Source organism: Paenibacillus sp. FSL H7-689 (assembly GCF_000517905.1).
Classification (GTDB): Bacteria; Bacillota; Bacilli; order Paenibacillales; family Paenibacillaceae; genus Paenibacillus; species Paenibacillus amylolyticus.
This window is the reverse complement of record NZ_ASPU01000014.1, coordinates 229,938-252,733: the sequence shown is the minus strand read 5'-3', so window position 1 is coordinate 252,733 and position 22,796 is coordinate 229,938. Positions and strand designations below refer to the sequence as shown.

23 protein-coding genes are annotated in these 22,796 nt (G+C 44.6%); all 23 read left to right on the top strand.

What is annotated here, in order from left to right:
* Window positions 1-250 precede the first annotated feature (250 nt).
* The 23 genes from C170_RS10975 (at window position 251) to C170_RS10865 (ending at window position 22,795) form a co-directional block, all read left to right on the top strand.
* On the top strand, window positions 251-706 hold the full coding sequence (locus C170_RS10975; protein WP_036609387.1) for a MarR family winged helix-turn-helix transcriptional regulator: 456 nt from the start codon (window positions 251-253) through the stop codon (window positions 704-706).
* Between the two features lie 243 nt (window positions 707-949).
* Window positions 950-2,110 carry an ADP-forming succinate--CoA ligase subunit beta gene (sucC, locus tag C170_RS10970; protein ID WP_036609384.1) on the top strand — a complete coding sequence of 387 codons (1,161 nt, stop codon included), beginning with the start codon at window positions 950-952 and terminating at the stop codon, window positions 2,108-2,110.
* Window positions 2,111-2,173: 63 nt separating this feature from the next.
* On the top strand, window positions 2,174-3,103 hold the full coding sequence (sucD, locus tag C170_RS10965) for a succinate--CoA ligase subunit alpha (RefSeq protein WP_036609382.1): 930 nt from the start codon (window positions 2,174-2,176) through the stop codon (window positions 3,101-3,103).
* Window positions 3,104-3,348: 245 nt separating this feature from the next.
* A complete protein-coding gene (gene dprA, locus C170_RS10960; protein WP_036609380.1) occupies window positions 3,349-4,479 on the top strand; it encodes a DNA-processing protein DprA in 1,131 nt (376 codons plus the stop codon).
* A gap of 116 nt (window positions 4,480-4,595) precedes the next feature.
* Window positions 4,596-6,695, top strand: coding sequence for a type I DNA topoisomerase (gene topA / locus C170_RS10955; protein ID WP_036609379.1), 2,100 nt, complete (start codon window positions 4,596-4,598; stop codon window positions 6,693-6,695).
* A 56-nt stretch (window positions 6,696-6,751) separates the two neighbouring features.
* Window positions 6,752-8,095 carry an FADH(2)-oxidizing methylenetetrahydrofolate--tRNA-(uracil(54)-C(5))-methyltransferase TrmFO gene (gene trmFO / locus C170_RS10950; RefSeq protein WP_370511405.1) on the top strand — a complete coding sequence of 448 codons (1,344 nt, stop codon included), beginning with the start codon at window positions 6,752-6,754 and terminating at the stop codon, window positions 8,093-8,095.
* Window positions 8,096-8,121: 26 nt separating this feature from the next.
* Entirely contained in the window at window positions 8,122-8,664 is a 543-nt protein-coding gene (gene hslV / locus C170_RS10945; RefSeq protein WP_017689194.1) for an ATP-dependent protease subunit HslV, read from the top strand.
* 116 nt (window positions 8,665-8,780) lie between these two features.
* On the top strand, window positions 8,781-10,181 hold the full coding sequence (gene hslU, locus C170_RS10940; protein WP_036609375.1) for an ATP-dependent protease ATPase subunit HslU: 1,401 nt from the start codon (window positions 8,781-8,783) through the stop codon (window positions 10,179-10,181).
* A 981-nt stretch (window positions 10,182-11,162) separates the two neighbouring features.
* A complete protein-coding gene (flgB, locus tag C170_RS10935; protein ID WP_036609373.1) occupies window positions 11,163-11,570 on the top strand; it encodes a flagellar basal body rod protein FlgB in 408 nt (135 codons plus the stop codon).
* Window positions 11,571-11,576: 6 nt separating this feature from the next.
* Window positions 11,577-12,026: a flagellar basal body rod protein FlgC gene (flgC, locus tag C170_RS10930; protein WP_017689191.1), complete on the top strand. Its 450-nt coding sequence runs from the start codon at window positions 11,577-11,579 to the stop codon at window positions 12,024-12,026.
* A gap of 58 nt (window positions 12,027-12,084) precedes the next feature.
* Window positions 12,085-12,396: a flagellar hook-basal body complex protein FliE gene (gene fliE / locus C170_RS10925; RefSeq protein ID WP_017689190.1), complete on the top strand. Its 312-nt coding sequence runs from the start codon at window positions 12,085-12,087 to the stop codon at window positions 12,394-12,396.
* A gap of 137 nt (window positions 12,397-12,533) precedes the next feature.
* Window positions 12,534-14,117 (top strand): flagellar basal-body MS-ring/collar protein FliF, encoded by a 1,584-nt coding sequence (fliF, locus tag C170_RS10920; RefSeq protein WP_036609370.1) that lies wholly within the window; start codon window positions 12,534-12,536, stop codon window positions 14,115-14,117.
* 11 nt (window positions 14,118-14,128) lie between these two features.
* Complete coding sequence (gene fliG / locus C170_RS10915) at window positions 14,129-15,145, top strand: flagellar motor switch protein FliG (protein ID WP_036609368.1); 1,017 nt, start codon at window positions 14,129-14,131, stop codon at window positions 15,143-15,145.
* On the top strand, window positions 15,138-16,001 hold the full coding sequence (locus C170_RS10910; protein WP_036609366.1) for a FliH/SctL family protein: 864 nt from the start codon (window positions 15,138-15,140) through the stop codon (window positions 15,999-16,001). The genes fliG and C170_RS10910 overlap by 8 nt, the downstream gene beginning before the upstream one ends.
* Window positions 15,988-17,307: a flagellar protein export ATPase FliI gene (gene fliI / locus C170_RS10905; RefSeq protein ID WP_036609365.1), complete on the top strand. Its 1,320-nt coding sequence runs from the start codon at window positions 15,988-15,990 to the stop codon at window positions 17,305-17,307. Before C170_RS10910 ends, fliI begins: the two co-directional genes overlap by 14 nt.
* An 11-nt stretch (window positions 17,308-17,318) precedes the next feature.
* Complete coding sequence (gene fliJ / locus C170_RS10900) at window positions 17,319-17,771, top strand: flagellar export protein FliJ (protein ID WP_036609364.1); 453 nt, start codon at window positions 17,319-17,321, stop codon at window positions 17,769-17,771.
* 43 nt (window positions 17,772-17,814) lie between these two features.
* Window positions 17,815-18,756 (top strand): MotE family protein, encoded by a 942-nt coding sequence (locus C170_RS10895; protein ID WP_036609363.1) that lies wholly within the window; start codon window positions 17,815-17,817, stop codon window positions 18,754-18,756.
* Between the two features lie 39 nt (window positions 18,757-18,795).
* Window positions 18,796-20,187 (top strand): flagellar hook-length control protein FliK, encoded by a 1,392-nt coding sequence (locus C170_RS10890; protein ID WP_051447122.1) that lies wholly within the window; start codon window positions 18,796-18,798, stop codon window positions 20,185-20,187.
* Window positions 20,188-20,206: 19 nt separating this feature from the next.
* Window positions 20,207-20,764, top strand: coding sequence for a flagellar hook capping FlgD N-terminal domain-containing protein (locus C170_RS10885; protein WP_017689182.1), 558 nt, complete (start codon window positions 20,207-20,209; stop codon window positions 20,762-20,764).
* Entirely contained in the window at window positions 20,761-21,144 is a 384-nt protein-coding gene (locus C170_RS10880) for a TIGR02530 family flagellar biosynthesis protein (protein WP_036609362.1), read from the top strand. The genes C170_RS10885 and C170_RS10880 overlap by 4 nt, the downstream gene beginning before the upstream one ends.
* 81 nt (window positions 21,145-21,225) lie before the next feature.
* Window positions 21,226-22,044 carry a flagellar basal body rod protein FlgG gene (gene flgG / locus C170_RS10875; protein WP_036609361.1) on the top strand — a complete coding sequence of 273 codons (819 nt, stop codon included), beginning with the start codon at window positions 21,226-21,228 and terminating at the stop codon, window positions 22,042-22,044.
* Between the two features lie 68 nt (window positions 22,045-22,112).
* Entirely contained in the window at window positions 22,113-22,334 is a 222-nt protein-coding gene (locus C170_RS10870) for a flagellar FlbD family protein (protein WP_017689179.1), read from the top strand.
* Entirely contained in the window at window positions 22,334-22,795 is a 462-nt protein-coding gene (locus C170_RS10865; protein ID WP_036609360.1) for a flagellar basal body-associated FliL family protein, read from the top strand. The genes C170_RS10870 and C170_RS10865 overlap by 1 nt, the downstream gene beginning before the upstream one ends.
* Window position 22,796: the final 1 nt, after the last annotated feature.

Genomic DNA, 22,796 nt, shown 5'->3' with positions numbered 1-22,796 from the left:
TTAAATTTGACCTGAGAAATCGTGAATCTGTTCGCTGGACTTATCTATTATTGTTGTTAAATCATGGGGATGAAATGATAATTATCTAATTATATTTATATTTTACGCAATCTAATTTATCATAATTAAATTGAATAGTAAAATCATTTGTGCTCAATTATTCTGTTTTTTTTCTATTTTGTGATAGTATAGATCTATAGTTCCCGTATTATTAGGAATAGATTGCACAATAGGCAGGTGAGAAAGACATATGCAGACTGACAGTTTGAAGCTGGATAACCAATTATGCTTTGCCATATATGCTTGTTCACGTGAGATTACGAAGATGTACCAGCCTTATCTGGAGGTACTTGGCGTAACGTATTCCCAGTATTTGGTGTTGATGGTTTTATGGGAACGTGAAGAATGTACGGTTAAGGAGATCGGGGAGGCTCTCTATCTCGATTCGGGAACGTTGACACCACTTCTCAAACGTTTGCAGTCAGCAGGACTTATTAATCGCGAACGCTCGGCTCAGGACGAACGAAAAGTATTAATTACACTAACCGACTCGGGTCGTGAGTTGCGGAACAAGGCATTATCCATACCTGAATCCATTCAGGGAGATGCGTGTTTGAACAGTACAGAGTTTGAAACATTGCTGGGTCAGTTCAAAGGATTGCTGGAGAAAGTTCACGAAACCAACACCAACGCAGCCAAAAAATAAAATGTAGTTTTACATCAAGGAAACCTCAGTTTTTAGCTGAGGTTTTTTCCATAAATACCCAAGCATTCACAATATGGGATCATACTCATATCAAAATACTGTCTATTAACCATTAGTTTTTTAAGGAAAGCGTTTTAAAAACGTGTTACAATGAATTGGGCTTGAGTGAAAATAGTCAACATTTGTCTTTTGTTAGTCTACCAACCCGCCTTGTTGCAGTCATGTTGATAGGAGGATTCGAGAATGAATATCCATGAATATCAAGGAAAAGAAGTACTGAAACAGTATGGAGTTACCGTTCCAAACGGAAAGGTTGCTTATACAGTCGATGAAGCGGTCGCGGCCGCTGAGGCATTGGGCAGTCCAGTGACTGTTGTCAAAGCACAGATTCACGCAGGTGGCCGGGGTAAAGCCGGCGGCGTAAAAGTGGCAAAGAGTACGGATGAAGTTCGTGCCTATGCTTCTGAAATTCTGGGCAAAGTATTGGTAACACACCAGACTGGACCAGAAGGTAAAGAAGTGAAACGTCTTCTGATTGAAGAAGGATGCGATATCCGCAAAGAGTATTATGTGGGTGTTGTTGTGGACCGTGCCACAGGCCGTGTAGTTATGATGGCTTCCGAAGAAGGCGGTACTGAGATTGAAGAAGTAGCTGAAGCTACACCTGAGAAAATTTTCAAAGAAATCATTGACCCTGCCATTGGATTGCAAGTGTTCCAGGCCCGTAAACTGGCCTACAGCATTAAGATTCCAAATGAACTGGTGAACAAAGCTGTTAAGTTCATGCTCGCGCTGTACACTGCATTTGTCGAAAAAGATTGCTCTATTGCAGAGATCAATCCTCTCGTTGTTACCGGAGATGGAAACGTTATCGCGCTAGATGCGAAATTAAACTTTGACTCCAACGCCCTGTTCCGTCACAAAGACATTTTGGAACTGCGTGACCTGGATGAAGAGGATGAAAAAGAAATCGAAGCTTCCAAATACGACCTCAGCTACATAGCACTTGATGGCAACATCGGCTGTATGGTCAATGGTGCGGGACTTGCGATGGCAACGATGGATATTATTAAATACTACGGTGGAGACCCGGCCAACTTCCTTGACGTTGGGGGCGGTGCAACAACAGAGAAGGTGACTGAAGCATTTAAGATCATCTTATCCGATGCCAAAGTAGCTGGGATCTTTGTTAACATCTTCGGTGGCATCATGCGCTGTGATGTTATCGCCAATGGTGTTGTTGAAGCCGCGAAGCAGCTTGGCCTGACCAAACCGCTGGTTGTTCGTCTTGAAGGAACTAACGTGGAGCTTGGCAAACGTATACTGGGTGAATCTGGCCTGAATATCGTTCCTGCTGATTCCATGGCCGATGGTGCACAGAAAATTGTTGCCCTCGTAAAATAAGTTCATTCCTTAGTACCGGAGCTGTCCGGGAATTGAAAAATAACCGTAAGGATGTGAAGCAACGTGAGTATTTTGATCGATAAAAATACAAAAGTCATTACGCAAGGCATTACGGGTTCAACGGGAATGTTCCACACGAAGGGCGCATTGGACTACGGAACCCAGATGGTAGGCGGAGTTACACCGGGTAAAGGCGGAACTAATGTGGATATCACGTTGGAAGACGGTACAGTAGCTAGTCTGCCGGTGTTCAACACTGTGCAGGAAGCGAAGGAAGCTACAGGCGCAACAGCGAGCGTCATTTACGTTCCTCCTGCATTTGCAGCAGATTCCATTATGGAAGCTGTTGATGCTGAGCTGGACCTCGTGATCTGTATTACAGAAGGTATTCCGGTTCTTGACATGATCAAGGTTGACCGCTTCATGGAAGGTAAAAATACCGTCCTGATCGGACCAAACTGTCCAGGTGTCATTACACCAGGCGAATGTAAAATCGGTATCATGCCTGGTTATATCCATATGGCAGGGCACGTAGGCGTTGTTTCCCGTAGTGGAACACTTACCTATGAAGCCGTTCATCAACTGACGACACGTGGCATTGGACAATCTTCTGCTGTAGGAATCGGGGGAGACCCTGTAAAAGGCTCCGAGTTCATTGATATCCTCAAACGGTTCAATGAAGATCCACAGACTCATGCGGTCATCATGATTGGTGAGATTGGTGGTACAGCTGAAGAGGATGCTGCAGATTGGGTACGTGAAAACATGACCAAACCGGTTGTTGGCTTTATCGGTGGCGTAACAGCGCCTCCAGGCAAACGGATGGGCCATGCTGGCGCTATTATCTCTGGCGGTAAAGGTACAGCCAAAGAGAAGATTGCGAAGCTGGAATCATGTGGAATCAAAGTAGCACCAACTCCTGCTGAGATGGGTTCGACTTTGGTGAGTGTACTTGAGGAACGCGGTATTTTGAATTTGTGCACGACACATTAATTCTTTTTCGTTATAATAGAAGAAACGGCTCGGAAATGATTTATTTCTGGTAGACCGACTATTATGGTTACGGAAAAGGTAAGCAACCTTTTGTCCTTGAACAGGGCGAAGGGTTGCTTTTTTGCGTTTTTTTTTACGGAAAAAGGGGGAGGAATTGTCTCTCATCTGCGTAAACGCTTGCATTCCGTGGTCACTTAACACACAATATGAGGGAAGATCTCTTCCCGCTTTGGGAGGTTTATGGTATGAAAGAAAGATGGATCTTGTTTGGGTTACATGAGATGGAGGGCATTGGCAAGAAAACAATCTCGAAACTGATTCTGGGACAACATGAATTACCCGAACTATTGAATTATGGGGAAAGCGACTGGGTCGCAGCAGGCTTGCGCAAAGATCAAGCTGCACGTTTGGCTAGCCAATTTACTATCGACTGGATCGAGAGTAAAAGAGAACACGTTTACAATCAGGGGATAGAGGTTATTACTTATCTGGATCAGAATTATCCCATATTAATGAAGGAAACCGTTCAGCCTCCCTGGGTAATGTATGCTCGAGGGGATGTTAGTTTGCTTCACAATTCGTCTATTGCCATGGTGGGAACTCGTATGCCAACCGTGTATGGGCGCAAAGTTGGAGAAAAGCTTGCAGAGCAATTATGCAATGCAGGACTGACGATTGTAAGCGGGCTTGCCCGCGGTATTGATAGCGTATGTCATGAGGCAGTACTACGTGCCAAAGGAAAAACGATTGCAGTATTTGGAACAGGGATTGATAATATATACCCACCCGAAAATACAAGCCTCGCTGAACGAATCGCGGAGACAGGGCTGCTTTTGTCGGAATATCCACCAGGTACGAGAGCGCGCCAGGGATTATTTCCGGAACGGAATCGAATCATTGCCGGTCTGACACTGGGAACATTGGTTGTTGAGGCTGACATTCGCAGTGGTTCACTCATTACAGCAGATGCTGCGCTTGAAGCAGGCAGGGATGTATTTGCAGTCCCTGGACCTATTACATCGCCGAAAAGTCGGGGAGCACACAATCTTATCCGTCAAGGGGCCAAATTGGTCACTTGTGCAGCAGATGTATTGGAAGAGTATCGATTGGGCTTGCCAAATGCAGAACAACTTCCTTACAATAGAGGACGTTCGACCGAAACAAGCGAGCCTTCCAGGCGTGGGATATTCGCTGAGGTTAAGCTCTCTCCAGATGAACAACGTGTGATTTATCTGTTGGAACAGGGAGAACAATCATTGGATCAACTGGTTGAGCTGCTTGGTTGGGATTTTGGACATTTGCATTCAGTTCTGTTATCTTTAATCATAAAAAAGCAGATTAGCCAATTACCAGGCACTAAATACGCGAGGGTATGACGAAGCTACAACTTACGTAGTGCGTGGAAATATATAATTAGCAGAAGTTATTAACTATGCATAAGCTTACAGAAACAGTTTCATGACAGTTTCATGACTGAGAGGAGGATGAACCTATGGCGGATGCACTCGTAATCGTGGAGTCGCCCTCAAAGGCGAAGACGATAGGCAAATATTTAGGCAGCAAGTTCATCGTAAAAGCTTCGATGGGGCATATTCGCGATTTGCCAAAGAGTCAGATCGGCGTTGAGGTAGAGAATGATTTTAATCCGAAATATATTACGATCCGCGGCAAAGGTTCAATTTTGAAAGAACTGAAGGATGCACGGAAGAAAGTGAAAAAAGTGTATCTCGCAGCTGACCCGGATCGCGAAGGTGAGGCTATCGCATGGCATTTGGCCCATGCCCTTGAACTGGACGATACGGCAGATTGCCGGGTAGTATTTAATGAAATTACAAAACAGGCGGTCAAAGATGCGTTCAAAACGCCGCGGAAAATCAATATGGATTTGGTTAACGCGCAGCAGGCAAGACGTATTCTGGATCGGCTCGTTGGATATAAAATTAGTCCGTTATTATGGAAGAAAGTGAAAAAAGGTTTGTCTGCAGGCCGGGTTCAGTCCGTGGCTGTTAAAATCATTTTAGATCGTGAAAATGAAATTGATGATTTTGAGCCGGAAGAATACTGGAGCATTACCGCCAAGCTGACAGCAGACGGCAATCCGTTTGAAGCCAAGTTTCATAAACTGAACGGGGCCAAAACAGAGCTGGGCAGTGAAGAGGAAGTGCAAGCGATCCTGAAACAGATCGAAGGTGCAGACTTTACGATCAAGGAAGTTAAAGAGAAAGAACGGAGCCGTAATCCCTCCGCCCCGTTTACGACAAGTTCTCTGCAACAGGAAGCGGCGCGTAAATTGAATTTCAGAGCTTCCAAGACGATGTCGGTCGCCCAACAACTATATGAAGGTGTAGACCTTGGAAAAGAAGGCACAGTAGGTCTCATCACGTATATGCGTACGGACTCCACACGAATTGCGGCATCTGCACAAGAAGAAGCCAAAGAATATATCGTTGGTAAGTATGGTGAGCCATTTGCACCTGAGACTCCACGAAACTATTCCAAAAAAGCAGCTAATGCTCAGGATGCGCATGAAGCGATTCGTCCAACTTCAATTCTGCGTGACCCTGACTCAATCAAGTCATTCATGAGTCGCGATCAGTTCCGGTTGTACAAACTGGTATGGGAACGTTTTGTTGCGAGCCAGATGTCTTCGGCTATCCTGGATACACTCTCTGTAGATATTGCTGCGGGGGACACCATTTTCCGTGCAGCAGGTTCGAAGGTACGATTCCAAGGTTTCATGAAGGTATATGTTGAAGGAAACGACGATGGTACAACCGATGAAGATCGTCTGTTGCCCCCGTTGAAAAGTGGAGATGTGCTTGAGAAGCAGGAGATTGAGCCAAAACAGCATTTTACACAACCGCCACCCCGATATACGGAGGCAAGGTTGGTTAAGACGCTTGAGGAATTGGGTATAGGGCGTCCGAGTACATATGCGCCAACACTGGAGACCATTCAGAAGCGCGGATATGTTGCAATTGAGGAAAAGAAATTCATGCCGACCGAGCTGGGTGAACTGGTCATCGAACAGATGGAAGAGTTTTTCCCGGAAATCCTGAATGTAGAGTTCACCGCAAACATGGAAGGTGATCTTGACCATGTGGAGGAAGGTTCGGAGGATTGGGTCAAGGTACTCGCAGAATTCTATGAATCTTTTGAGAAACGCCTTGAGTTTGCGGAAGAAGAAATGAAAGAAATCGAGATTGAAGACGAAGTATCCGATGAGATCTGTGAGAAGTGCGGCAAACCGCTGGTTTATAAACTCGGACGTTTTGGCAAGTTTCTTGCGTGCTCGGGCTTCCCTGATTGCCGGAATACCAAACCGATTATCAAGGATATCGGCGTGACTTGTCCGAAGTGTAAGGAAGGTCATGTTGTTGAGCGTCGTAGCAAAAAAGGACGTATTTTCTACGGTTGTGACAAATATCCTGAATGTGATTTTGTCTCATGGGACAGACCTTCAGCCAAACCATGTCCAAGTTGCGGATCGCTAATGATTGAAAAGCGGAACAAAAAGGGAGCACGATTGCAGTGTACTTCATGTGATCATCAGGAGCCGGTGGATGAACCGGATGACGAATCAGCAGATTAGTATATATGTGAATCAATACAATTATAGTGAAATATGAAATTGCTTTATGGGGGTAAATGATTTTGACGAATGAACAACAAGTAACCGTTATTGGTGCCGGGCTGGCAGGAACAGAAGCGGCCTGGCAGATTGCAAGTCGCGGCGTACGCGTGAAATTATACGAGATGAGACCTGTTGTGAAAACGCCAGCCCATCATACGGATAAATTTGCAGAACTGGTATGTAGCAACTCGCTTCGTGCGAATGGATTGACCAATGCAGTGGGTGTGTTAAAAGAAGAAATGAGAATGCTCAATTCTCTCGTATTGTCAGCAGCAGACAAACATGCAGTTCCCGCAGGTGGGGCACTTGCTGTGGACCGGGATGGATTTTCAGGTGAGATTACATCCACGTTGCACCAGCATCCGCTCATCGAAGTGGTGAATGAGGAATTAACTTCTCTGCCGGAAGATGGCATCGTTGTTGTTGCAACGGGGCCGCTGACCTCACCTGCCTTGTCTGAGCAAATCAAGGCACTAATGGGGGAAGAGTATTTCTACTTCTATGATGCAGCTGCACCGATCATCGAAAAAGATTCAATTGATATGAATAAAGTGTATCTGGCTTCCCGTTATGATAAGGGTGAAGCGGCATATCTGAACTGTCCGATGACAGAAGAAGAGTTTGATGTCTTCTATGAAGCTCTCATTACTGCTGAAGTCGCTCAATTGAAAGAGTTCGAGAAAGAAATCTACTTTGAAGGCTGTATGCCAATCGAAGTGATGATGAAACGCGGAAAACAGACGGCTCTGTTTGGTCCGATGAAACCGGTAGGTCTGGTTAACCCTCATACAGGAGAGTTGCCACATGCGGTTGTTCAGCTTAGACAGGACAATGCAGCTGGAACCCTGTATAACTTGGTGGGCTTCCAGACGCATCTGAAATGGGGAGAACAGAAACGTGTCTTTTCCCTTATTCCTGGACTTGAAAATGCAGAGTTCGTTCGTTATGGCGTAATGCACCGTAATACATTTATTAACTCTCCTAAACTGCTTCTTCCGACGTATCAGTTTAAAGAGCGTCCAAACCTGTTCTTTGCAGGTCAGATGACGGGTGTAGAAGGATATGTGGAATCTGCTGCATCAGGGCTGATTGCCGGCATGAACGCAGCCAAAGCAGCACTTGGGCAGGAACTGGTGGTATTGCCCGTAGAAACAACACTTGGCAGTATGGCTCAGTATATTACAACTGCTGACTTCAAGCACTTCCAACCAATGAACGCAAACTTTGGTTTGCTGCCGAAGCTTGAAACGAAGATTCGTAACAAAAAGGAAAAAAATGAAGCTCTTGCACAGCGTGCCCTGGATGGCATCACCAGTTTTGCTGCGGCAGAAGGTCTAACTGTTCCGGAACGCGTATAAATTATTCGTGGGAGGATGCTGATATCATGGATATGTCATTTCATGCTACAACGATCTGTGCTGTTCGTCATAATGGTAAGGCTGCAATCGCAGGAGATGGTCAGGTGACCATGGGCCAAAGTGTTGTGATGAAGAATACAGCCAAGAAGGTAAGACGTTTGTACCGCGGACAGGTTGTTGCTGGCTTTGCTGGTTCTGTGGCGGATGCGATCACCCTGTTTGAGAAATTCGAAGGTAAGCTCGAGGAGCACCATGGTAACTTGCAACGTGCTGCTGTAGAGCTTGCCAAGGATTGGCGTCAGGATCGGATCTTGCGTAAGCTTGAGGCACTCTTGATTGTGATGGACAAATCAGGTATGCTGCTCATTTCAGGCGGCGGGGAGATAATTGAACCGGATGATGACGTTATTGCTATCGGATCAGGTGGAAACTTTGCCTTATCTGCTGCGCGTGCGTTGAAACGTCATGCAGTAAACCTGGAAGCGAAAGATATTGCGCGTGAATCACTTCAGATTGCCTCGGAGCTATGTGTATATACCAATAATAATATTATTGTAGAAGAGTTATAAGCCAAAGAAATCTCCCGTAGTGGAGCATGATTCTGTAATCTGCTCCAGGACGTCTAGGGGATTCTTTGTCCTTGTTAGGAAAAATAAATTCAACATACTGGTAGGAGGGAAGCAATATGAATACTCAAGCGTTAACACCGAGACAGATTGTTGCAGAGCTTGACAAGTATATTGTAGGTCAAAAGAAAGCTAAAAAATCGGTAGCTGTAGCCCTTCGTAATCGATATCGGCGTAGCCTTTTGCCTGAGCACACTCAGGACGACATTGTGCCTAAAAATATCTTGATGATTGGACCTACCGGTGTGGGTAAAACGGAAATCGCCCGTCGCCTTGCTAAACTGGTAGGTGCGCCATTTGTGAAAGTGGAAGCTACCAAGTTCACTGAAGTAGGTTACGTTGGCCGTGACGTTGAATCGATGGTGCGTGATCTGATTGAGACATCACTGCGGATGGTGAAGTTGGAGCGGACTGAAAAAGTGAAGGACAAAGCTGAAGAAGCTGCCAATGAGCGAATTGTACATATTTTGGCTCCTTCACAGTCTAAGTCCAAGAGTCAGCGTAATCCCTTTGAGATGATCTTTGGTAATAATGGCAACAACGTTCAGGAACAGGATGAGCCAGAACCGGATACTGGGGTTGCCGAACGCCGCCGTAAGATCAAGTTTGATCTGTTGTCCGGCAAGCTGGAGGATGACATCATTGAGATTGATGTCGAAGACACTGCGCCTAACATGATGGACATGTTTGCTGGACAAGGTAATGATCAGATGGGCATGAATATGCAGGAGATGTTTGGTAGCCTCTTACCTCGTCGTACGAAAAAGCGCAAGCTCGCCATCAAAGAAGCGCGCAAAGTGTTGACCCAGGAAGAAGCAGGCAAATTGATCGATATGGATGATGTTACCCAAGAGTCCATTCGTCGAGCAGAGCAGACAGGTATCATTTTCATAGATGAAATTGACAAGGTCGCCAGTCAAGGGCGCGGTAGTGGTCCTGATGTATCCCGTGAGGGTGTGCAACGTGACATACTGCCTATCGTAGAGGGCTCTACAGTAATGACGAAATATGGTCCTGTCAAAACGGATTATATTCTGTTTATGGCAGCTGGCGCATTCCATGTCGCCAAACCCTCTGATTTGATTCCTGAGCTTCAGGGACGCTTCCCAATTCGTGTGGAACTAAGCAGTCTAACACTGGAGGAGTTTGTATCCATTCTGACTGAACCCCAAAATGCACTGACCAAGCAGTATGTTGATCTGTTGCGCACAGAGAATATTGAGATTGAGTTCTCGGATGAGGCTATTCGCGAGATTGCCAAATTGGCTGAATCCGTCAATCAAAATACAGAAAATATAGGTGCACGTCGATTGCATACGATTCTTGAGAAGCTTTTGGAGGATTTATCCTTTGAGGCACCTGAGCTTACACTGGAACGTATGGTGATTACTCCGGAGTATGTCCGGGAGAAATTAAATGATATTGCGCTTGATCGTGATTTGAGTCAGTATATTCTGTAACATAGGGCTAGCCTTGTAGTTGTTAAAATGATGTTATAAATGAACGGTATGCAAGAGAGTAGAGAACATTTGTGTGATCGACAAAGGGAAGCGATCCTTTAACGAATCACAAAGGCCCTCTTACTTAACGCATATCGTTTATTTTTGTTTCTACCTAAAGGATTTTGATGTTACAACCGATAAAAGATGTGTGGTTGTTATACGGATCGACAAAACCTAGGACTTGTGCCGCATGTATCCGGAGTTAAAACCTATCGGAGTGGTAGTTATTCTTCCATTCCATACCCAATGATTCCCATTAAAAGAATTTTCCTTATTCCAAGTCTGGTCATCGGTTTAGTCGACAGATTGGTAAATGTTGCGTAAATGCGCAAAATGATGAATTGTTGAAAAGTTTGAAGCCACTAATTGTTTTCTTAAAATTAAAATATATAGACCCCACTGAATTGTTAAGAAAGTGTTGTGTGGGCAAGACGAGTTTTCTATATTCTTGAAAGATAATTTGTCAATTGATTAATATACAGCTTTGTATGTATACCTATCATATTGTCCTTAAACCCTTAGTATGACGGCAAAAAATTCTAACATTATCAACTATGAAATATTCGGAAATATACATAATTACGGGCGATATAAGCTCATGCTGAGACTCGAAATTTTTTTTTAATTTTAAGAATGTTAAAGAACAATAAGGGAGAGTATTAACATACTTTTGTTTTGGGCCCGAACATTTACGAAAAAATTCATAATTTGCAGAAAATACACAAAAAGCCCCGTCTTTCAGAAAAGATAGGGCTTTTTTCTTATTGTAATAAATCCCAAACTCGAAGAAACTTATGTTATACGACAACATCAGAGTTAATTCTACTTAAGTCCTAGAAAACCGTGTAAAGACGAATGTTTTTGTCGAAAAAAACATAAGAATTTTCAAGGGAAAAGATACAATCTTTTTCCATAACTTCTAAAGAGAGGAGGGAGATTGTGAATCTTTTAAACGATATCAGCTTTAAAAGATTGCAAGGTGCACTCGATGCGTCCAATATCAGACAACGAACAATTGCTGACAACATCGCGAACGCCGATACTCCGTATTTCAAGCGCTCGGACGTTTCTTTTGAAGAAATGTTGCAAGGGCAAATGAATGGAGATATGCCTGTTCTTAAGGGTAAATTAACTGATGCAAGGCATTTTGTCATAGGTCCTTCCTCTTCCGTACCCACGCCAGTAGTTAATATGGACCAGTCAACCTCCATGAATAACAACGAAAACAATGTCGATATAGACAGAGAAATGAGTCTTCTGGCGGAGAATCAGTTACGTTATAACGCTTATATTCAGCAAGTGAACGAACAAATTAAAATCATGCGTGTTGGCGTGGAAGGGAGATAACCTAAATTGAACATTAGTAATAGTTTTAGTATCAGTAGCTCAGCTCTGACAGCCCAACGGTTGCGGATGGACGTAATATCTTCCAACATTGCCAACGCAGAGACTACGCGCGCGAGCGTATCCAATGGTGAAGCGGTCCCTTACAAACGTAAAATGGTTGTGCTTGAGCCGAATAAAACGTCATTTGGTACGATGCTGCAAAATCAGATGAGAGGTAGCGGTTCAGGAGATGGCGTAAGAGTAACGGAGATTCGCGAGGATCAGTCACCTCTCAAGCCTGTGTATGACCCTTCTCATCCGGATGCAAACGCAGAAGGATATGTATTTATGCCTAATGTGGATATTGCGAAAGAAATGGTCGACATGATCTCTGCTTCGCGTTCATATGAAGCAAACGTAACAGCACTGAATTCAACCAAAGCGATGATCTCCAAAGCTTTGGAGATTGGAAGATAATCTGCTTAAAAATGAAAATAAGAAAAATACAAACCAGGGATGAAGGGGAGGGACATTAATGATTCAGAACAACATGTTTAGCACACAGGGGATACAACCGCTACAGATGAAGAGTGCAACCGAAAGTAAGCCTTCTACACCAGCCGAAACCATTCAGAGCTTCGGTACATACTTACAGAATGCATTAGGGTCCGTTGCAGCACAGGAGGCTCAATCGCATGAAATGTCGAATCAATTCTTGGTCGGCAAAGCGAATGTGGATCAGGTGATGATTGCTTCCGAACAGGCCTTGTTAAGCCTACAACTCACAACTCAAGTCCGAAACAAAGTGGTCGAAGCATACCAAGAAGTTATGCGAACGCAGTTATAAAATAACCTACTTGCGCTTCGATAATAGCGCTGATCATTACAACAAAGCAGCTGCGATGCTGCTCCTGATCGTCAACCTATGAAACGGCTAGGGTTGAGTAAGGACAGACTAAGCAAAGTTTCGGATGGGGTGACAGAGTGAATGAGAGAATCGCCCAGTACAGGGATAAGGCATCCCAGTATTGGAATAGTTTTAGCAAAAAGCAAAAAGTATTATTTATATCTACCTTCCTGTTTCTGATTTTGGCTGCAGTTGTACTCACGATGCAATTGTCCAAAACGGAATATGAAGTTGCTTTTACAGATTTGAATGCAAGTGATTCAGCGGGCGTGATCAGTTATCTCGATTCATCTAGCATTCCATACAAATTAAGTTCAGATGGCAAGACCATATCCGTACCGAGTACTAGTGTTGCAATTGCAAAGGTGAATGTTGGATCTCAAGGGATTATTCAGAATGGTTCATTAGGGTATAAGTCATTCGAGGAGTCATCATCCCCCATCGGGATGACGGATAAAGAGTTTGATGTAAAGTACAACAACGCTATAAACGGAGAAGTTGAACAGTTACTTCAGCGGATGCAAGGGATACAGGATGCTAAAGTACTGGTTAATATGCCGAAAGATAACATCTTTGCTGGTTTGGAAGAACAAGACAAAGCATCAGCATCGGTAGCTCTCCAATTCAAACCGGGTTATCACCCAAATCAGGCAGCGGTAGATGGCTACTTTAACTTGGTTAAGACTGCAATTCCTAATCTGCCTGTTGAGAACATCACAATTACAAACACAGATGAAGCAGAATTGATTCCAACTGCCCGAGGTGGCAGTGGCGGGTTGTCTTCCGAAGTTCAAGAGAACATGGCACTACAGAAAAAGTTTGAAAACGATGTCCGTAATAACGTAAAACAGTTCCTTTCCCAGATTGTAGGCGAAGACAAAGTTAATGTTTTGGTAGCCTCCAAACTTAATTTTGACAAAGAAACACGTAAGGAAAATCTGGTTACACCTGTTGATGTAGATAATATGAAAGGCATCGAGATCAGTGTGCAGGAGATTCAAAAGAGCTACACTGGCGCAAGCAATCCAACAGGTGGTGTTGCTGGCACAGGGCAAGAGGAAGTTCCGGGTTACCCATCATCTGATGCAACCGGTAACTCTACCTCCGAAGAATCATCAAGCACTATAAACTACGATGTTAATCGAATCGCCAAGGATATTATTTCCAGTCCGTATACTGTAAAAGACTTAACCATTAACGTTGCAGTTGAACCACCGAATGGAGAAACAGAATTACAGGGACCGGTTCAGGACGCAATTGAGAATATTTTGGTTAACATTGTTCGTGCTTCACTGGCAGACTCAGGCACTGTAATAAGTGACGCCGATCTGACAAAGAAAGTTTCAGTCATGTCACAAGGCTTCCAGACTGCCTCTGCAGACAATACAGGTTTCCAACTTTCCTCAACGATGATGTGGGGTGGAGGCGCACTCATAGCGGCATTGATCGCAGCGGTAGTTATTTTGTTAGTACGCCGTCGCCGCAAACAAAACGAAGTCGAAGAAGAAGAGATTCCTCTTCCAATAGCAACAGAGTTCCCGTCCATTACGCTGGACAGTGTAACGAACGAAAGTCAGGTGCGCAAACAATTGGAGAGTTTGGCCAAGAAAAAGCCAGACGAATTCGTCAATCTGCTGCGTACATGGCTGGCTGACGAATAGAGGTGAGCGCATTGGCAAAGGCAAGCAGTCAAGGTTTGACTGGCAAACAAAAAGCAGCAATATTGTTGATTACATTAGGTCCGGAAGTATCGGCTCAGATATTCAAACATCTGCGTGATGAGGAGATTGAGCAACTTACGTTGGAGATTGCCAACGTTCGCAAAGTTGATTCTTCTGAAAAGGATATGATCATGGCCGAGTTTCACCAGATCTGTCTGGCGCAGGAATATATCTCTCAGGGCGGTATCAATTACGCCAGAGAAATCCTGGAAAAAGCTCTGGGTTCATCAAAAGCACTTGAAGTCATTAATCGTTTGACAGCTACGCTGCAAGTCAGACCATTTGACTTTGCGCGCAAAGCAGATCCGAATCAAATTTTGAACTTTATTCAGAATGAAAGCCCGCAAACGATTGCCCTGGTTCTGTCTTACCTGCAATTCGAACAGGCAGCAGCGATTCTATCATCCTTGCCACAAGAGAAACAGGCAGATGTCGCTCGCCGGGTGGCTGTTATGGATAGTACTTCGCCAGAAGTTATCTCTCAAGTGGAGCGGGTTCTAGAACAGAAGTTATCCTCTACCGTAACGCAGGATTACACCAATGCAGGTGGTATCGAATCGATCGTTCAGATTCTGAACGGAGTCGATCGGGGTACAGAACGTACCATTTTGGACTCGCTTGAAATCCAGGATCCAGAGCTTGCAGAGGAAATCAAAAAACGCATGTTTGTATTCGAAGATATCGTCAATGTGGATGATCGATCGATTCAGCGCATTATTCGGGATATCGACAACGCAGATTTGCAGCTGGCACTCAAAGTGGCAAGCGAAGAAGTTCGGGATGCCGTGTTCCGGAATATGTCGAAACGGATGTCCGAGACATTCAAAGAAGAGATGGAATTCATGGGACCTGTGCGATTGCGTGATGTTGAGGAAGCTCAGACTCGTATCGTAGGAACGATACGCAGATTGGAAGAAGCTGGTGAGATCATTATCGCACGCGGTGGAGGAGATGATATCATTGTCTAATTTGATTAAATCTTTCCAGTATGTACCCGTTGATGACCGTAAAAAACTTGAAAATCATCATCATTATGGTGGTGCTGAGGAGTCTGAAACGGAATTATACGGTGATAGTGCTGAAGGTTCTGAGGCAGAAACGCTTCAAGCACGCGTGGACGAAGAAACACAACGTCTCACCGCAGAAATGCTGGAAGATGCCAAGGAGTTTGCAGAAAAGCAAGTACGTGAAGCTTCAGAAGAGGCAGAGCGCATGCTTCAAGAGGCCCGTGAACAGATCGACAGCTGGTGGCAGGAACAACGACAACAGGATGAACATCTGACTGAAGCGCTTCGTTCACAAGGTTTCCAACAGGGTTTTGAGGAAGGCAAAGTACAAGCTGAACTGGATCTCCAGGTGCAGATCGAAAAGATGATGATTGAAGCCCAGGAAGTGCTCAAGGAAGCTTATGTAGCTAAAGATCAGATCATTCAGGAAGCCGAACCGTTCCTCGTGGAGCTCGCTTGCGGGATCGCTGAGAAAGTCATTGATAAGCAACTTACCATTGAACCCGATCATACATTGGAACTGATTCGTCAGAGTTTGTCACGTAAACGGGAGCAGGGTTTGATCACACTCTGTGTGGCACCTGATCAGTTTACTTTTGTACAGGCAGCTCGTGAAGAATTGTCTCTATCTATTGACTCTCAGGCAGAATTGCAGATTTTGCCTGATTCAACGGTCAAAGATAAGGGATGTGTCATTCGTTCTTCGTTCGGAAGTGTAGATGCGAGAATTGATACACAGCTTGCTGAGATTAAAAAAGAACTGGTCCGCATAGCACTTGAGGATGAGGAGCGAAAAAATCAACATGAAGGTTCTTAGTTCACAGCGATATATGGAACATTTGCGCCAATTCGATCCTGTTCGTATTAACGGCAAAGTTACTCAGGTCATTGGTCTTATGGTGGAGTCAGAAGGGCCAGATGCAAGTATCGGTGACGTATGTTATATCTATCCTGGTAAATCGGCTAAGCCTCTTCAGGCCGAAGTTGTTGGGTTTCGAGATAACAAAGTGCTGCTTATGCCACTGGGTGAACTTCAATCCATCGGTCCTGGTTGCGATGTAGTAGGTACGGGTAAACCACTCGGCGTTCAGGTAGGCTCCGAATTGCTCGGTAAAGTATTGGACGGACTTGGACAACCGCTGGACGGTTCCCTCCTTCCATCCAGAATGCCGATGTACTCTACCTCCAATACACCGGTTAATCCAATGGATCGTCCGCGTGTACTTGAAACGATGGGTGTTGGTGTAAGAGCTATCGACGGATTGTTGACCGTAGGTAAGGGACAGCGTGTAGGTATTTTTGCCGGTTCTGGTGTTGGTAAGAGTACATTGATGGGCATGATTGCTCGTAATACAGCAGCAGATGTAAATGTCATCGCGCTTGTGGGTGAGCGTGGACGTGAGGTGCGCGACTTTATTGAACGGGATCTGGGTCCGGAAGGACTGGAACGCTCCGTAGTCATTGTTGCAACTTCAGATCAGCCTGCCCTGATTCGGATTAAGGGAGCAGTTATTGCGACCACTATTGCAGAGTATTTCCGAGATCGTGGAATGAACGTGATGCTCATGATGGATTCGGTAACTCGATATGCGATGGCACAAAGGGAAGTTGGTCTGGCCGTAGGTGAACCTCCGGCAATGAGAGGATATACGCCATCGGTTTTTGCAAGTTTGCCCAAACTGCTTGAACGGGCAGGCACAGGGCCTACGGGTTCGATTACAGCCTTTTACACCGTTCTGGTTGATGGAGATGACATGAACGAACCAATCGCGGATGCGGTAAGGGGTATTCTGGATGGACACATTGTGTTAAATCGATCCATTGCAAATAAAGGTCATTTTCCAGCGATTGATGTGTTAGCCAGCATAAGCCGTGTTATGAAGGATATTGCTCCAGAAGAGCAGTTGGAAGCCGTTAATAATATGAAACGTTTGATGGCTGTGTACAAAGAATCGGAAGATTTGATCAATATTGGAGCTTACCAGCGGGGATCAAATGCAGCCATAGATGAATCGATAGACCAGATTGATAGTATATGGAACTTTACCAAGCAGAAAGTCGACGAGAAAGTCACTTTAAGTGAAGTACAGGAACGTTTGATTCTTGAATTTGCAAGGAGATGAATGGGTAAACGATGAAATTTCGATATCATTTCCAGAAAGTTGTTGACCTGAAGAGTAATGAAAAAACACAGGCAGAGTGGATGTTATCCACAGCGATCGGTAAACTTCAGACGGAGGAAGATCATCTGATACAACTTCTTAATGATAGAAGTAATCTGATCGGCATTATCCAATCTGCTACGGAAAATACAGCGTCTGTAAACAGTCTGCAGGAGATGCAGCGTTATGTACATCACCTTGACGAGTGCATTTCACGCAAAAACAGTGATGTTAAACATGCTCAGGTCAACGTGCAACGGAATCAGACGTTTCTGAACGGTAAGATGGTTGATGAAAAAGTATGGCTTGGAGCGAGAGACAAGGCAAAAATCAAATTTCAGCAGGAGATGCTCCTCCGGGAACAGAACGATCTGGACGAGATGGCTACTGTACGCTTCGCTGCCAAAGCCGGACGCGCGAATTGATGTGAGCCGGACGCGAAGTTGTCTCGTGAAGGAGGAATGAACGATGGCTGTTAAAGATGATAGCGACATGGAAAAAGAGTCGGGAGGCGGTTGGGAAAAATTTCTCATGATTTCAATCCCGATTGTATTCACCGTAGTATTGCTAGGTGTACTACTTACGCTATTTAATGTAGATATTCGTAATAATTTGTTTGAATTCGCCAACAAGATACCAGTAGTCAAGGAATGGGTACCTGATCCTGTACTGGATCCGGAGAAGGAGAAGCTGGAGAAGAGTGAGCAGCAGGTTGAAAGTGCTGAAGCCACAATCGAAAAGCTGAAATCCCAAGTAACTGCCAAAGAAACAGAGCTCAAGGCAGCACAGGAAGCGACAACAACTGAAGCAAAGAAGGCCACGGACCTTCAGAAGAAGTTGGATGATGCGGAAAAAGCGGCTGAAACGGCTACAGCAGCAACGCCGGAAACGGAATCTGATTATCAGAAACAAATCAAAGATTTGGCTAAAATGTATGCTGACATGAGCCCAAGCAAAGCTGCACCGATTTTGCAAAATATGACGAATGAGGAAATGGTATTGTTGTTGAATGCCATGCAGTCATCTGCTCGGACCAAGGTGCTTGAAAAGATGGACCCGAAAACGGCAGCCGATGTCACCATGATGATGAAGGATGCTAAACCGTCCGGGGATCTGGCACTGGATGCGCTGCAATCCAGATTGAAGAAAGAAACCACAGCAACTTCAACTGCATCCACAACCACAAGCAAAAACCTGGATAAAAACCAGCTTAGTCAAACATTTGCTTCGATGTCTGCTTCAAGTGGTGCCAAGTTATTATTGGAAACATACAAGTTGAGTCCTGACAAAACATTGACCATCCTGAATTCAGTAGATGATGCAACACGCTCTCAATTGCTTGAGAACATGTCTTCAGAGGATTCGGTTGAAACTGCAAAAATTTTGAACAGATTAATGGGTAACAAGTAGACCTGATTGCACTGTTTAACCGAGAGGAGGTGAAAATAAATGTCGATTGTATATCAAATGGCATCCACAGCAACTGCAAAAGCAACAGGAGCAGGTCAGACAACCGGAGCACAATCTAAAAGTTCAGTTGCAGGTGCTAGCGGTGAATTTCTCCAAACTCTTGCACAATCGCTATCTGGAGGGAATACAGAAGGTGATAGTTCAAGCGCTACGGGAAGCTTAACTGCCAATCCGTTGGTGTTTTCCTTTGCTACAAGTGAAGAAGGAGAAACGGCATCAACAATCACGGATATACTGAATTCGTTGTTCACGGACTTGGATTCACTTGACGAAGCTTTGGAAAATGACCCAGCTCTACTAGCAGGTTTGCAATCTCTGATTCAACAGATGTATACACAATTAACTAATCCTTCAGGTACTAATGCAGAAGGTTCCGACGAGTCTTCGAACGGAGCGGAAAGCGTAAAAACAGTACCCGCAATTGAACTATCGCAGCATCCGGCAGCAGTACGTTTTGTTCTGCAAGATATGCTTACACAATTAGTAGCTGGAATGAATGATCCTGAGAGTAACGTTGCGAAGAACGCTCCTGAATTCAAACATTTGTTACAATCTCTGCAGAGTCAGCTTCAAGAGGCTGGAGTGGATACCACTAGTAACAAAGGATGGACTGAACTGAAATCCCTCCTGGATACATTGACTGCAGTTAAGGATCAGACTGCAAAAGTCGCTCCAAGTGCTTCGCTTCAAACATCCAAACAGGATTCGGTCGTACCACAAGTTCTTGTTGCGGCAGTGGCGAATTCTGGAACCCAGGTGAAAGCTGAGGCTGAGACAACATCTGCTTCAAATGCAGGTGGAGAAGTGGAACACTCAACCATCATTACTGCAGGAGAGCTGTCCTTGCGTTCATCAGGTACTACAGCAGGAAAACCGGCTGAACCTGTAATGCAAACATCACAGTTTGCCAAGGAAATGACACAGTTTGTTGTTAATAAGCTGGATATTGTCCAGCAAAAAGGATTTTCCGAGGCGACCATCTCACTTCGGCCTGAGCATCTAGGTAAATTGGATGTTCAAATTACCTTGCAGAACGGGCAGTTGGTTGCACGGTTTATGACTGAACATACGATGGCTAAAGACATGCTTGAACAACAAATGACGCAGCTACGTTCTTCACTTCAAGCCCAGGGAATTCAAGTGGAACGACTTGAGGTTACCCAGAACAGTTCAATCGGATCACAGATGTATCAGGACGGAGGCCGTCAGCCGGGAAGTAACTCTCAGCAACAACGCCGTTCGCGTGAGCGTGAGGAACAATCGGATGATGCTATAGCTACAGCAGGGATTCAAGAAGAATTGCGTAACTGGCGTAGCGAGCAAGTCGAAGGAAACGAATTACAGAGAGATACGTTTAGTGCTGAGGCTTAAATAGAAATGAGGTGAGTAAATGGCTAATGAAAATGTTTCAATGAATAATACCTGGCCGAACTATTCGGCAGCCAATAAAGCAACCACAAGTGCTGCAACAAAAGAATTGGGTAAAGATCAGTTTCTAAAAATCCTGATTACCCAGCTGCAAAATCAAGACCCGATGCAGCCAATGGAGGATAAGGAATTTATCGCTCAAATGGCACAGTTCAGCTCAGTGGAACAACTGGTCAATATTTCTACGCAGCTTAAAACATTGAACCAGTCCCTTGGTGCTGTATCCGGTATGATTGGCATGGAGGTAAGTTGGCTTTCTTCTAATAAAGATGATAACGGAACTCTTCGTCAGGGTATTGTAGATTCCATCATTGTAAGAGATAGCGTTCAATACGCAAAAGTGGGCAACGACGAGATTAAGCTGGATGAGATCATTCAGGTGAATTATCCAAAACAGGCAGAAGAGAGTCAAACTCCGGTACAGAACGTTCAGGATGTAACTCCTGAAACGAACGAGAGCCAGGAAGTTGAATCATCCGCTGAAACGGGTGATACAGAAGATAGCGGGAAAACGATATGAGTGATCGCATAACGGTTGGACAATTATACGCAGGCCCGATTACACCGAATATGCTTCAAAGACCCAAAACGGGAGAAGCTTCGGCTATACCCGAAAAACCTTTTGCAAAGGTGCTGGAAGATAATCTTCTGAAATTGAGCAATCATGCTGCCAAACGATTGGAACAGCGTGGTATTGAACTCAAGACCGAGCAAATGGAACAGATTGGTTCTGCTTTGGACAAAGCTGCTGCCAAAGGAGCCAAAGAGTCATTGATTTTAATGCAGGATATGGCTTTTATCGTCAATGTCAAAAATCGTACTGTGGTTACAGCTATGGATAGTGAGAGCATGAAGAATAATGTGTTCACTCAGATTGATAGTGCCGTAATCATTTCTTGACCGGCTGGCCCTTCTCGGGAGCCGGAATGCCGCTGACCGACTGATGCGGTAACCAAATGAAGACTGGGAGGATTTTTAAAAATGTTGAAATCAATGTACTCAGGCGTTTCCGGGATGCGGGGTTTCCAAACAAAACTCGACGTAATTGGTAACAATATTGCGAACGTAAACACGGTTGGCTTCAAAGGCAGTCGGGTTATGTTCAAAGATATTATGAGCCAAACAACGGCAGGGGTAACTGCCCCAACTGATGCTCCATCTGGTGGTGTGAATGCAAAGCAAATCGGTTTGGGTGTATCTGTGGGATCTATAGATACACTGCATCTCGCAGGAAGCCCAATGACTACAAACAATCCGACAGACTTACGTATTAACGGAGATGGCTTTTTTCTTGTCTCCCTGGGTGGAGATCAGGAAATTCCTTACTTGACACGTGCAGGGGATTTCCATGTTGATGCTGCTCGAAATCTTGTAACTTCAGATGGTTTGTTCGTCTTAAGTAGTGAGGGAGAGCCCATTACAATTGGGGATGATGTTGTTTCATTCACAATCGGACAGAACGGTATGATTAATCAGACAATGGCTGACGGAACAATCGAAGGCGATACTCAAATTGGAATAGGGAAGGTAGTTAACCCTGAAGGATTGGAAAAAATAGGGGGTAACCTATACCGGATGACAGCTAACGCAAATCCTGACGGTACTCTTGATCCTTTAACAGCGAACAGTGCTGAGGACGGAACAGGAGCAATCATTGCTGGACAGCTCGAGATGTCTAACGTGGATCTGACTGGAGAGTTTACTGAGATGATTGTAGCTCAACGTGGATTCCAGGCAAACTCCCGAATCATTACAACGTCGGATGAAATACTTCAGGAAGTTGTTAACCTGAAACGTTAATAACTGATTAATGAATTTTTAAAACGTGGGGGAGCTTGCTCCTCCCACTCTGATTAAGGGGGCTTAGCATGATTTCGGTTACGCGGTTAAATGGTTCTCCCATGTGGTTAAATGCGCTGATGGTTGAAATTGTGGAAGAGACGCCGGATACGTATATTACTCTGGTAACTGGAAAGAGACTGATTGTGCTTGAAAAAGCCGCTGACGTTATTTCCAAGATTAAAGATTACAACCGTGAAATCGGGGTTCAGGCAGCCACTATTAAAGTGCAGCAAACGGAGGAATCCTGATGAAAAAAATGATGCCCTGGCTTGCAACAATGTTGCTGGCGATAACACTCATTGTGGTGGTTGTGTTTGTATTTATGCAAGGACAGAACGGGAATAAGGACGACACACATACGGCGGCAGCCTCAGAAGCTAAGAAGATGACTGCGGATGAGATTGTAGAGGTTTCCTCTGAGCTTGGAGAAATTAAAACCAATTTGGCTGATACGGATCATGTTGTAGTTGTCAGCTTCTCATTCAAGTTGTCAGACAAAACAGCCAAAGAAGATTTCGAGAAAATCAAAGAAATTACAGTGAAGCCTATTATCATTCAGACGTTTGCGGATACAAAGTCTGAGGAGCTGGCTACAGCGAAGGGCCGCGTACAATTTAATGAGAGATTGACGGGACTAATTAATGAAGCTTTACCTGAAGGTAAGTTGAGCAGCACCAGTTTTTCAGCTTTTGTAATGGCGCCAATGTAAA

Excerpts from the sequence above, each read along its gene's own strand:
- C170_RS10895 (WP_036609363.1), top strand. The coding sequence starts at position 17,815 with ATGGCTGTTAAAGATGATAGCGACATGGAAAAAGAGTCGGGAGGCGGT.
- flgG (WP_036609361.1), top strand. The coding sequence starts at position 21,226 with ATGTTGAAATCAATGTACTCAGGCGTTTCCGGGATGCGGGGTTTCCAA.
- fliI (WP_036609365.1), top strand. The coding sequence starts at position 15,988 with ATGAAGGTTCTTAGTTCACAGCGATATATGGAACATTTGCGCCAATTC.
- fliE (WP_017689190.1), top strand. The coding sequence starts at position 12,085 with ATGATTCAGAACAACATGTTTAGCACACAGGGGATACAACCGCTACAG.
- fliJ (WP_036609364.1), top strand. The coding sequence starts at position 17,319 with ATGAAATTTCGATATCATTTCCAGAAAGTTGTTGACCTGAAGAGTAAT.
- hslV (WP_017689194.1), top strand. The coding sequence starts at position 8,122 with ATGGATATGTCATTTCATGCTACAACGATCTGTGCTGTTCGTCATAAT.
- trmFO (WP_370511405.1), top strand. The coding sequence starts at position 6,752 with ATGATTTTGACGAATGAACAACAAGTAACCGTTATTGGTGCCGGGCTG.
- hslU (WP_036609375.1), top strand. The coding sequence starts at position 8,781 with ATGAATACTCAAGCGTTAACACCGAGACAGATTGTTGCAGAGCTTGAC.
- topA (WP_036609379.1), top strand. The coding sequence starts at position 4,596 with ATGGCGGATGCACTCGTAATCGTGGAGTCGCCCTCAAAGGCGAAGACG.
- C170_RS10890 (WP_051447122.1), top strand. The coding sequence starts at position 18,796 with ATGTCGATTGTATATCAAATGGCATCCACAGCAACTGCAAAAGCAACA.
- dprA (WP_036609380.1), top strand. The coding sequence starts at position 3,349 with ATGAAAGAAAGATGGATCTTGTTTGGGTTACATGAGATGGAGGGCATT.
- C170_RS10870 (WP_017689179.1), top strand. The coding sequence starts at position 22,113 with ATGATTTCGGTTACGCGGTTAAATGGTTCTCCCATGTGGTTAAATGCG.
- C170_RS10880 (WP_036609362.1), top strand. The coding sequence starts at position 20,761 with ATGAGTGATCGCATAACGGTTGGACAATTATACGCAGGCCCGATTACA.
- C170_RS10885 (WP_017689182.1), top strand. The coding sequence starts at position 20,207 with ATGGCTAATGAAAATGTTTCAATGAATAATACCTGGCCGAACTATTCG.
- sucC (WP_036609384.1), top strand. The coding sequence starts at position 950 with ATGAATATCCATGAATATCAAGGAAAAGAAGTACTGAAACAGTATGGA.
- C170_RS10975 (WP_036609387.1), top strand. The coding sequence starts at position 251 with ATGCAGACTGACAGTTTGAAGCTGGATAACCAATTATGCTTTGCCATA.
- C170_RS10865 (WP_036609360.1), top strand. The coding sequence starts at position 22,334 with ATGAAAAAAATGATGCCCTGGCTTGCAACAATGTTGCTGGCGATAACA.